The organism is Clostridiales bacterium (assembly GCA_017961515.1).
Classification (GTDB): Bacteria; Bacillota; Clostridia; order Acetivibrionales; family RGIG10202; genus RGIG10202.
The window spans coordinates 1-2,814 of record JAGCXC010000005.1 but is presented as its reverse complement, the minus strand read 5'-3'; the positions used below and the strand labels follow the sequence as shown (position 1 = coordinate 2,814).

The window sequence follows — 2,814 nt, the reverse complement described above, 5'->3', positions numbered from 1 at the left end:
GTTACATCTTTAATTAATTTGCTCTTTAAAACACTTTTTAATTTACCACTTATTTTGTTAATTGCACCTTTTTTATATAGTAAATTTATTATACAATTACGCTTTCCTTCTTAGGTTATTAAATTAAATATATCATTTATTAGGGAAACATTTATTCTTTCTACTAGTACTTCTAAAGTATCCTCATTAGATAAATTAATTAACTCTACTAAAAGATCTTTAGGCAAAATTCCTCCAACTTTATCTAATTGTTTTTCTACCTCATCTTTATTATTCTTAGCACATGCATTCCTTAGCTCTCTTCTTGTTAATACTTTTAACATTTTAGCTTGTACTTTACCATCCAACGTGATTATTGGAGTTCTCCTTTTATTGTCTTTCTTGTATACATCTGCCACATTATCTATTAAATATTCTATTATTTCTTTTGCTGCATTCTTCCCACATGCAATCATCAACGCCGTTTTGCCATCTTTACCCTTCATATTCACTTCCGCTCCATTATCTATTAATAGCTCTACCACTTCTTTTGGTGTATTACTCCCAATGCATACATCAACGCTGTTTGGCCATATTTATCCTTCATATTCACTTCTGCTCCACGATTTAACAATAGCTCTACCACTTCTTTTGGTGGATTATTTGCACATACATTCATCAACGCTGTAAATCCATTATTATCCGTCATATTCACTTCTCTTACCTTTTCTTTCTCCCCATTTTCACTCAACGCACACAACATTTTATTTTCTCTTAACCACTCAGAAACAAATCTCAAATTATTTTTCTTCATAAAAATACATCTCCCTTTTCTTTCACTGAAAAAATCTCGGTCAATCCAGTGTAAACATATTATAGCATCATTGAGTTTGTCAACTATTGGTTTATTATTGGAAGCTGTATTAAAAGAAAAACTACCTTATGTACTCAAAATGTTGTATCCATGAAAAAGATAAGTGTTTGAAAAACATTCTACTCGAAAAATAGCCCACGGTGTCGTAAATACTTCCACCACAAGCTATTGTTAGTCAATTAAAATTTTCTCGAAACACCTATATTCAACTCAAAGCCCAGTATATTATACTAAAAACAATGGACCATAATCATCTCTCGGGCATATAATGCCTATTCTTGTACCTTTTGGTTTAAAACAAAACTTAGTCCATTCCACCATCTTTTCTATTCCATAACCTTTATCTTTAATTACCTTTATTCCTTCCCACCAACTTAAGTGAGATATATCATTACAATCACCCATCACCTGGAACGCAAATGAAAACACACTCCCTACTACAAACACAAGTACTAAAACTATAACTAAACTTAATACTACCTTTTTCCATTCATCTCTCATATATCCCCCTCCCTTCTCCCTATCCATCAAGCCCCTTTCCCTAAAAAATACTATTTTTCTGCCTATAATTATATTATAAAGCATCATTTCGTTTATGTCAATATATCGTTGCATATATCAATGGCAACCCCAACTCCTGACCTAAGTCAAAAGCATGTGTCGCCATCCTTTTTATCAAATCTATTTACTTTAAATCTTTTCTATATCTTATTATGATACCCATATGGCTCAAATTTAATTGCACCTTCTTCACTTAGTTCCCAATACTTGCTTCCTGGTTTTGTATCTTTCCCATCTTCATCATGCATGTACAAATACATTTTACCTTCTACTTCCTTAATTTCAACTAAAAATCTTGTTCCCTTTAGCAGTCCTTTTGAACCTTCCTCGTTTGTTATTTCAATATATGTCTTACCATTTTCATCTACTAACTTAAAGTGCTCTACAACAGATGTTTCACCTATACTATAGGTTCCAGTCTTATCATCTTTTATAGACATACAACTTCCTTTTGATAAGTAGCCTGTTCCCCATTTATTTGTGTCAGTCTCTTTTGATGTAATTTCGTCATTTATCTTAAACCGACCCACAGCAACAATTGATCCGTCATAACCTTTCTCCAGAGTTGGCACCACTGCATCCTTATCTACATATATAGATCTATTATCCATACCTAATTTCCAATATTTATTACCCGGCTTCGAATCTTTATTTTCTTCATCATGCACATACAAATATGATTCTCCATTAACCTCTTTTACTTCTACCCAAAATCTTGTTCCTTTCTCTAGAGCCTGGGCTCCCTCTTTATTAGTTATCTCAATATAGTTCTTTCCATTTTCATTCACCAATTTAAAATTCTCTACATCAGCAGATACCCCTATATTATAAACTCCAGTCCCATCCTCTTGTATCAACATATAACTTCCATGAGTCCTAAATCCTGAACCCCATTGATCTATATTTGCCTCTCTATTTGTAAGTTCTGGATCTATCTCTAAAAATCCTACTGCTGAAATAGTTCCATCATCTTTTTGCTCTAACTTTGGTGTAACCTTCTTTTTTTCTACATATATGGCTCCATCTTTCCTGCTAACCGCCAACTTTTTATCCACTGTACCATCTAAATTCCTTACGTTTATAATACTATACTCTTGGCCATCATCGCTATTCTTCATGTTCCCATATACACTGGTTGTATATTCATTACTATCTATCCTATTTCTAACTAACTTAACTGCATCCCTATCACTTACTTCATCCTTAATTCTCCTCTTGCTAGATGCCAAATACATACCGTTTTTCTTCTTTAACTTATATATTTTCTCTAAACTCCTGTCTATCGCTATTCTCTCTTTCGTATCATCATTGTATTTCTCGTACACATAGCATTCGTCAGTTCCTAAAGTTGTTTTTTCTATTAATTTAACATACTCATTACAAGAATCCATCGCAACTTT

4 protein-coding genes are annotated in these 2,814 nt (G+C 32.8%); all 4 read right to left on the bottom strand.

Annotated features, from left to right (window positions below; all coding sequences use genetic code 11):
- Nucleotides 1-110: 110 nt before the first annotated feature.
- Nucleotides 111-524 (bottom strand): ankyrin repeat domain-containing protein, encoded by a 414-nt coding sequence (locus J6Y29_00255; GenBank protein MBP5426324.1) that lies wholly within the window; start codon nt 522-524, stop codon nt 111-113.
- The gene (locus J6Y29_00250) at nt 518-793 is read right to left on the bottom strand and encodes an ankyrin repeat domain-containing protein (GenBank protein ID MBP5426323.1); all 276 of its coding nucleotides are present in this window, start codon (nt 791-793) and stop codon (nt 518-520) included. Before J6Y29_00250 ends, J6Y29_00255 begins: the two co-directional genes overlap by 7 nt.
- A gap of 285 nt (nt 794-1,078) precedes the next feature.
- Nucleotides 1,079-1,354: a hypothetical protein gene (locus J6Y29_00245; protein MBP5426322.1), complete on the bottom strand. Its 276-nt coding sequence runs from the start codon at nt 1,352-1,354 to the stop codon at nt 1,079-1,081.
- 200 nt (nt 1,355-1,554) lie between these two features.
- A partial coding sequence (locus J6Y29_00240; protein MBP5426321.1) for a hypothetical protein occupies nt 1,555-2,814 on the bottom strand: 1,260 nt, incomplete at its 5' end.

Coding starts and splice junctions, on each gene's coding strand:
- J6Y29_00250 (MBP5426323.1), bottom strand. CDS start 793: ATGAAGAAAAATAATTTGAGATTTGTTTCTGAGTGGTTAAGAGAAAAT.
- J6Y29_00245 (MBP5426322.1), bottom strand. CDS start 1,354: ATGAGAGATGAATGGAAAAAGGTAGTATTAAGTTTAGTTATAGTTTTA.